Source organism: Rhodanobacter sp. Root179 (assembly GCF_001428465.1).
Taxonomy (GTDB): domain Bacteria; phylum Pseudomonadota; class Gammaproteobacteria; order Xanthomonadales; family Rhodanobacteraceae; genus Rhodanobacter.
Genome location: NZ_LMHR01000015.1, coordinates 1 through 7,804 on the forward strand (window position 1 = coordinate 1; position 7,804 = coordinate 7,804).

7 protein-coding genes are annotated in these 7,804 nt (G+C 63.6%); 6 read left to right on the forward strand and 1 reads right to left on the reverse strand.

Going from position 1 to position 7,804, the window contains the following annotated elements:
- Nucleotides 1-462, reverse strand: a 462-nt coding sequence (locus ASD82_RS17255) for an autotransporter-associated beta strand repeat-containing protein (RefSeq protein WP_200950193.1), incomplete at its 3' end; no start/stop codon positions are given.
- Nucleotides 463-701: 239 nt separating this feature from the next.
- On the opposite strand from ASD82_RS17255, the gene ASD82_RS00215 reads away from it, so the two are divergent.
- The 6 genes from ASD82_RS00215 to ASD82_RS00235 all read left to right on the forward strand — a co-directional run.
- Complete coding sequence (locus ASD82_RS00215) at nucleotides 702-1,415, forward strand: transposase (RefSeq protein WP_056713724.1); 714 nt, start codon at nucleotides 702-704, stop codon at nucleotides 1,413-1,415.
- A gap of 199 nt (nucleotides 1,416-1,614) precedes the next feature.
- Nucleotides 1,615-2,301 carry a hypothetical protein gene (locus ASD82_RS17530; protein WP_157599140.1) on the forward strand — a complete coding sequence of 229 codons (687 nt, stop codon included), beginning with the start codon at nucleotides 1,615-1,617 and terminating at the stop codon, nucleotides 2,299-2,301.
- A gap of 826 nt (nucleotides 2,302-3,127) precedes the next feature.
- Complete coding sequence (locus ASD82_RS00220) at nucleotides 3,128-4,744, forward strand: sulfotransferase (protein WP_056713713.1); 1,617 nt, start codon at nucleotides 3,128-3,130, stop codon at nucleotides 4,742-4,744.
- Between the two features lie 261 nt (nucleotides 4,745-5,005).
- Nucleotides 5,006-6,718: a lysophospholipid acyltransferase family protein gene (locus tag ASD82_RS00225; protein ID WP_056713717.1), complete on the forward strand. Its 1,713-nt coding sequence runs from the start codon at nucleotides 5,006-5,008 to the stop codon at nucleotides 6,716-6,718.
- 295 nt (nucleotides 6,719-7,013) lie between these two features.
- The gene (locus ASD82_RS00230; protein WP_056713720.1) at nucleotides 7,014-7,493 is read left to right on the forward strand and encodes a helix-turn-helix transcriptional regulator; all 480 of its coding nucleotides are present in this window, start codon (nucleotides 7,014-7,016) and stop codon (nucleotides 7,491-7,493) included.
- A partial coding sequence (locus tag ASD82_RS00235; protein ID WP_056713723.1) for a VOC family protein occupies nucleotides 7,490-7,804 on the forward strand: 315 nt, incomplete at its 3' end. The genes ASD82_RS00230 and ASD82_RS00235, both read left to right, overlap by 4 nt.

Here is a 7,804-nt window from a genome sequence, read left to right on the forward strand (position 1 = left end):
CGAACCGCTGCCGCTGACGATGCCGTTGAAAGTCACGTCGTCGCTGCGGTCGAACACGAGCGACGCATTGTTCGTTACATCGCCGGTGATCGAACCGGTGGTGCCGCCGTTGCCGATCTGCAGCGTGCCCAGGTTGATTCTGGTACCGCCGGTATAAGTGTCCGTGCCGGTCAACACCAGCGTGCCGGTGCCACTTTTAATGAGGTTGACCGCGCCGCCGATGTCGTCTGACAAGACGGTGACGTCGTCGGAACCGACGACGATCTCGCCACCGTTAAAACCCGTGCCACCTGTCGGTGGGGGTACGGGTGGTGTGGGCCTGACGTTGGTGCCACCTCCGCCTCCGCCGCCACAGCCCGAAAGTCCAAGTGCCAGCGTCACGGCTAAAGCCATCGCACACGGCTTAAGCCAGAAGCCACCGATCTCGCGAGTCGGCGCGCCCATCCCCTGCAAGTTTTCCATGTGCTTCCCCCTGAAGTCGCAATATCCTGCCTCAAGAATCATCTGAGGGCCATGTGCGCTGCGGCAGATCGGATTCAGGGGCAAGGGAAAAGCTCAGGGATGGAATTTGGGTTGCAAGGGCAAAAGGGGGCAAAAGGGGTCAATGACATTATTCGACGAGGAGTGGTGGTCTGAGCTGATGATGGGGCTTGGTTCGGGCTGCGAGGATGGGGCTGGTCAGAAGATGGCGGGAGGCCGTCATGCCACGTCAGCGCCGTCTGGACTTGCCCGGGGTTCCGCAACACGTCATCCAGCGCGGGAACAATCGCCAGCCGTGCTTCCTGCGCGTGCAGGACTACCGGTGCTACCTGAGTCAGCTCGGTGAGGCAGCGCTGGCACAGGGTTGTCGAGTCCACGCTTATGTATTGATGACCAACCACGTGCACCTGCTGATGACACCGGAGGTGACCGGTGCCGTCGCGCGAACGATGCAAGCTCTCGGTCGCCGCTATGTGAGTTACTTCAATGCGACCTATCGGCGCAGCGGCACGCTTTGGGAGGGGCGCTACAAGTCCTGCCTGATCGACAGCGAGCGCTACCTGCTCACTTGCTACCGCTACATCGAGCTCAACCCCGTGCGCGCCGCGATGGTGGAGGCGCCGAGCGACTACGCCTGGTCAAGCTACCGCGCCAACGCGGAGGGCGTGACCGACCGTCTCGTTCACCCGCACGACGAGTATGCTCAGTTGGGTGCAACAGTTGATGAGCGCTGCGCTGCCTATCGTGCCTTGTCTCTTGAAGCGATCGGGGAGGATCGAATGAGCGAGATTCGCGCTTACGTGCAACAGCAGCGTGCCCTGGGAACCAGCCGGTTTCAAGACGCCATTGAGGCAGAACTGCGACGCGTCGCGACGGTAAGGCCGCGAGGCTGGCCGCCAGGGAAGGCCCGAGCTACCGGGATCGGTCGTGAATAATGTCTCTGACCCCTTTTGCCCTACCCCTTTTGCCCTCTTTTGCCCTTGAGTGCCAATAACTCGTTACTCTTCATTACCGAGCATGAGTTCGTGCATATAAACCTTCATTCTGCCAACGGCCCAGAAGGAGAGGGTGTTGCAAATTCTTGGGCGAGTAAGGCGGTAAATTTATATATACGTAATGGAGGGCACTGATAACATGACACACATCATATCTTCCAAGTCGATTTTGGTAGCTTCAGCGCGAAAATCGTGGGCTGTACCGCTATTTTTTATTGCACTTATGGGATGGATGACTACTCCGACTGCCTCCGCCGGTCAATTCAATCAGCTTGCTCACGCAAAGTATATGTTCATTGGGGTTGTCACTGAAGCGAAGGTGGAGGCTCGGGCCGATTCTGCCTCAGGAGTGGCTGAAGGATCAAAGCGTTCATCGCGAGGAACATACTACGTAAAAGCCTTGGTGTCGCCGCAGCGAACATTGACAGACGCACCGAAAGGTCCCATGGGCAGCCAAAATGTATATGTCTGCGCAGCTGATATATCTGTCGGAGCTACTTATCTCTTTATTCTCGGCGATCCTGATGAAAAGAGGGGGTGCTTCCATTCCGTACCTTTCTTGCTTGGTGCGTTACCAGGTAAGTCGTCAAACAGCAGTATTGTTTTAACGGCGGACACTATTTTCATGATGCCCGAATCGCCAAATTTGGATCAGTTTCCCATTGCAATGCCGGATGCTAACGTTAGCGGGGACTTCTGCAAACGAAAAATTGTGGTGTTGCATAGCTACATGGACCTTCATGTCTTCTTGCGCTTGCTTAAAGAAGAAAGAGCAAAAGGAACGAACAAAAACCAATCAAAGGCAATCAAAGGGGACGGAGCCTGAGGTTTCCCTACGAATCCCCTCGATCAATCAACACGTTGCACGCGGACTGAAGGAACAGTGCGCGCATGATGCGGTCATTCCTCACGGGTTACGAAGCCAGAGCGGAAACCTTGGGGTCACCATTTCGCCGCCAAGGTCAATAGGCACGCAAAAACCCGTCTCCGTCCTGCGTCGGAGATGGTGATGTCCCGTCTTGCCGCTGACCACCAGCCGCTGTATTTCATGCGGCGCGAAGATCGCGCCAGTCACCGTTCTGGTTAGAGCCGTGTCAGCGGCCCTTGCAGCTTGCCAAACACTCATCGGTCATCGCTGTCCTCAAAGGCATGGCAATCAAAGGGGACGGAGTTAGTTAAGTCTCGCTCGTTGATCCTGGTCGCCCGCATGGACGGCAGACAGCGGGCCGCCCGAGGGTCATTTCCGCCATGCGCTTAAACCGCTCTTCGCCCAGTGCGCCCCCTGACTCACGTGTTGCGGGATGCGCGCAAGGTCATCTCCCCTCATGCCTTCCCGCAACCACGTCGATAGTCTTCCCCTGCTCTTCGGAGCTGCAGCCCGCGCCAGGCAGGGCGCGCAGCGCAACCAGCGTCATGGGATTTGCCCGAGATGCGCGTGAACGCCTGACCAGCTATAGCCTTGCGCGCCTGCGGTGATGGCGGCACAAACAGGATCCAGTCCGATGGTTGTAGGCTGATGCGGTTTGCCGGCGATGGTGCCGGTCATTGGCGGGCAGGGGCATTCAATTGCCCCGTCTTCTGGATGGGAGTCGGGTTGTCATGGTCGTGAAGGTTTGGTGCGGGATGTGTGCGAGCGCCGCGGGGCATGTCTCATGAGACAGGCGGACAACGAAAAGGGCGCACATGAGCGGCCATCGTCCTCCACCTTGAATGTCGGCGAGCAGTTGCGCGAGGTGGATCGACTGGCCCAGCTGGGCGAACTTGCGGAAGCGTCGCGATTGATCGACGGGCTGCTGGCGGGACAGCCAGGGCGAGCGGAGTTTCTTCAGCGCAAGGCCAGATACAGCATCCAGCAGGGAAGGCCGAAAGACGCGATTCCCGCTTTGCGTTCGCTGTTGCTGCAATTCCCGGATGTCGCGGCCCTGCATAACAGTCTGGGGGCGGCTTATGCCGGATGCTCGGATCACCGGGAGGCGATCGGCTGTTTCGACCGTGCGTGTGCGCTCGCACCGCAACGCTCGGACTACTGGTACAACCTGGCACGTGCGCATGACGCCGTGGGAGATGCGGAGGCGGTGAAGAAGGCCTGCGACCAAGCCATCGCACTCGTGCCGGAGCCGGAGACCTGCACTCTTCGTGGCAACAACCTGCGCATCCTGGGTCAGCTGGATGCCGCCGAGGCCGACTTCAGGGCGGCCCTGCAGCTTCGCCCCGGCCTGCTCGCCGCCTGGGTCGGACTGCTCGGCTTGAAGTCGGTGCGCCTGGATGACGCGGAACTCGAGCTTATCGGCGAGCTGTATCGTCAATCCGCCCCGGGCACTGCGGAGCACGCGGGCTGGGGCTTCATTTATGGTCAGGCGCTGGAGGCCGCGAAACGTTACCCCGAGGCATTTCCGATCCTGGTCGAAGCGAATGCCTCGAAAGCGGCCCTGGGGCGCTGGCAGCCCGCCGAGCTGTCGACGTTTGTCGACGCTGCGGTGGCAGGCTTCTCCGGGGCCATCGGGCAGGCGTCGGATGCCTCGCTGGGACGGGAAGTCATCTTCGTGGTGGGCATGGCGCGGTCCGGCTCGACCCTCACCGAACAGATTCTCGGCGCGCATCCGCAGGTCGAAGGCGCCGGCGAGCTGCTGGATGTCCATGCCGTGCTGGCGGGCGAATCGGAGCGGCGGGGGGAGGCCATGCCGGGGTGGGCGGCCAAGGCCACCGGGGACGACTGGGCCCGCCTGGGACGGGAATATCTCGCGAGAACCGCCGCATGGCGCCGGTCGAAACCGGTGTTCACCGACAAGCAACTGGACAACTGGCGCTACGTGGGGGCCATCCGCGCGATGCTGCCTTCGGCAAGGTTCGTTTATTGTCGCCGTGATCCCGTCGAGACCTGCTGGAGCTGCTTCAAGCACTCCTTTCTTGGAAGCGAGGCGGCGTATACCTACGACCTTCGCCATCTGGCAGCCTACAGTGCCGACATGTCGAGATTGATGCGCTTCTGGGAACAGCGGCATGCCGGGTCGATCCACGAGCAGGTGCATGAAACCTTCCTGGCCGATTCGGAGGCCGGGATCCGCGCATTGCTCGATCATTGCCGGCTGCCGTTCGATGCCGCGTGCCTGAGCTTTGACCGCTCCACGCGCGCCGTGCGCACGGCGAGCGCGGGCCAGGTGCGCCGGCCGCTCAGTGCCGCGACGAAGGTCTCCGCGTGTTACGGCCCATTGCTCGATCCGTTGCGCACCGCGCTCCGCGACAAGGGCGTGGCATTTGCGGACACCTGACGGCCAAGGCGGCCAGGGGATCGGCTTCATTTGCCGAGCATCAGGTCGCAGGTTCACGGTGGCGGAACCTTCCTGCGCGCAGTGACGTGGCCTGCCTCCGCAAGTTCGCCTTCTGAACGCAGCTGGCATCGTGAGCCGGCATGCAGGAAGGCGCAGCCGTTCGACCTGATGCCGCCAGACGGCGCCTTGCCCCGGCGGCGTCACCGACCGATTGTCACAATCCCCCTGCACGATGGCGGCAGTCGATTCGAGGACACCGCCATGCTGAGTATCGAGCAGTCACTGGTCGAGCGCCTGCCGTGGCTCGCGCAGTATCCGGCCATCCGTCGCCCGGTGTCGGGCATGCTGGGCCGGTTGGCCGATGAGGACGGTTTCAATCGCGTGTTGAGCCGGGTTGGCGCGGCCGAGGGTTTCGATTTTGTCGAGCGCGTGCTGGATGTGCTGGGCACCAGCTATCAGCTCAACCTGCGCGAACGCGAACACATCCCGCTGGAGGGTCCCCTGCTGGTGGTGGCCAATCATCCGCTGGGCATGCAGGACGCGCTGGCGCTGCTGCAGCTGATCGGTTCGGTGCGACCGGATGTGCGCATCCTCGGCAACGACTGGCTGGCGACGGTGCCGCAGCTGGGCCGGCTGCTGCTGCCGGTGGACGTGTTCGGCAAGGGCGCGGCATCGCAGCTGCGCGGGATCTACCGCGCACTCGACGACGGCCAGGCGCTGATCATCTTTCCCGCCGGCGAGGTCTCGCGGATGCGCCCCGACGGCGTGCGTGACGGGCGCTGGTCGGACGGCTTTGCGCGGCTGGCACTGCGGCGAAATGTACCGGTGTTGCCGGTGCACGTGGCCGCGCGCAATTCGACGATGTTCTACGGCATGTCGATGCTGGCCAAGCCGCTGAGCACGGCGATGCTGCCGCGCGAGGCGGTGGCGCCGGGCAGCCGGCGCATCGGTTTCAGCATCGGCGCGCTGGTGGCGGCGAACGAGCTTGCACAGCGCAGCGGTGGCTCGCCGACGCAGGCGGCCAGGTTGATGCGACGGCATGTGTATCGGGTCGGCCGGCGTCGTGGGCTGATCTTCGGTGGCCAGGCGCCGTTGGCGCATCCGGAGCCGGCTGGGCAGGTGGCGGCCGAATTGGCGCGTACCGAGCTGCTGGCCGAACTCAACGATGGCAAGCAACTGCTGTTGCTCAAGGGCGGTGCCGACAGCGCCGTGCTGCGCGAGATCGGCCGCCTGCGCGAGCTGACCTTCCGCAAGGTCGGCGAGGGGGTGGGTGCGCGTCGCGACCTGGATGCGTTCGATCCGCACTACGAGCATCTGGTGTTGTGGGATGGCAAGGCGTTGCGCATCGCCGGGTCGTACCGGTTTGGCCATGGCGGCAAGCTGCTGGCCGAACGGGGCATGCAGGGCCTGTATACCTCCGGCCTGTTCGACTATTCGCCGGCGCTGGAATCGCGGCTGGCGCAGGGACTGGAACTGGGGCGCAGTTTCATTGCGCCGGCGTACTGGCGTTCGCGCGCGCTGGATCAGTTGTGGCAGGGCATCGGCCTGTACCTGCAACGCCACCCCGGGCTGCGTTACCTGTTCGGTCCGGTGAGCATGTCGGTCAGCCTGCCGCGCGAGGCGCGCGAATGGATCGCCGCCGCGCACCAGCATTATTTCGGCGCGCCGGGGCTGGCCGCGGCCAGGCAGCCGTTCGTGATTTCCGCGGAGGTCCGCCAGGGCGTGCGACAGGCGCTGGAAGGACTGGACGCACCCGCCGGTCTGGGCAAGCTGAAACATCATCTGGATGCGCTGGGCGTGAGCCTGCCGGTGCTGTACCGCCAGTATGTCGACCTGGTCGAGCCGTCGGGCGTGCAGTTTCTGGACTTCGGCGAAGACCCCGGCTTCTCCGGCTGCGTCGACGGACTGGTGATGCTGGACCTGGCGGCACTCAAGCCCGCCAAGCGGGCGCGCTATCTGGGCAAGGCGGCCTGACGCCGACATCCGGAAACGCCCCTGAAATCGGGACGCCCCGGTCATCGCCGGGCGTCGTCAGAACGCCAGGCTGAAACGCGCCGACACATTTGCGCCGGATCGTGCCGGCCCCGTCTCGTGGTCGGCCGTCATGGCTGCCGGCTGACGAAACCGGCGTTGCGCGACGCGAGGTCACACGCAACTCGTGCTCAGGTCCGGTTCCGTCACCTCGCAAGACGTGGCCTGCCTGGATGTCGAGCCGCCTGCTGGCGCGAAGTTGTAGGCTCTGCTGCGTTCACGAGATTGGCGAGGGCACATGGGCCAGAGTCCCGAACTGTTGCGGCGCTTGCTGCGGGCGAAGGACCGGATGGACGGGGCGCCCCACGAGGAGTGGCCGGTGCGTCGGCTGGCGCAGGTGAGCGCGGTGTCGGCGGCGCATTTTGCGCGCTCGTTCCGGGATGCGTTCGGCATGCCGCCGCACCGCTACCTGCTCACCCGCCGCATCGAGCGCGCCACGGCGCTGCTGCGCGATACCGATCTGGCCGTCACCGAGGTCGCGCTGCAGACCGGCTGGAACAGCATCGGCACCTTCGGGCGGATTTTCCGCGACATCACCGGCGAGAGCCCGGGGGAGTTCCGCGCGCGCCAGCGGGCGATGCCGCATGGGCGCGGGCATGTTCCGGAGTGCATCGTGCGCGCCGCGCATCGGCCCGATCTCAAGAGCGCAGTTTCGGAGAAGCGGCGCAGTGCGGTGACCGGTAAAAAGGCACTCCAATCCACGGAGGTTCCACCATGACCCAAGGTGTCGATGTAGCCGGACTGTATGTCCGCGATCAGGATGAAGCGCTCGCGTTCTATGTCGGGAAGCTGGGTTTTGTCGTCCATGCCGATGCGCGCAACGGCGACTATCGCTGGCTGACCGTGCGGCATCCGGAGCAGCCCTCGTTCCAGCTCGGCCTGTTCCGGCCGGGGCCGCCGATGCATGACGCGGCGACCGCGCAGACGCTCTGCGAAATGGTGGCCAAGGGCGCGATGCCGCCGCTGGTGCTGGTGGTGGACGATTGCCGGGCGGCCTTCGAGCGGCTGCAGGCGCTGGGCGTGGAATTC

What these genes read in the sequence shown, in the direction of transcription:
- ASD82_RS00215 (WP_056713724.1), top strand. Translation starts at nt 702, where the DNA reads ATGCCACGTCAGCGCCGTCTGGACTTGCCCGGGGTTCCGCAACACGTC.
- ASD82_RS00230 (WP_056713720.1), top strand. Translation starts at nt 7,014, where the DNA reads ATGGGCCAGAGTCCCGAACTGTTGCGGCGCTTGCTGCGGGCGAAGGAC.
- ASD82_RS00225 (WP_056713717.1), top strand. Translation starts at nt 5,006, where the DNA reads ATGCTGAGTATCGAGCAGTCACTGGTCGAGCGCCTGCCGTGGCTCGCG.
- ASD82_RS17530 (WP_157599140.1), top strand. Translation starts at nt 1,615, where the DNA reads ATGACACACATCATATCTTCCAAGTCGATTTTGGTAGCTTCAGCGCGA.
- ASD82_RS00220 (WP_056713713.1), top strand. Translation starts at nt 3,128, where the DNA reads ATGAGACAGGCGGACAACGAAAAGGGCGCACATGAGCGGCCATCGTCC.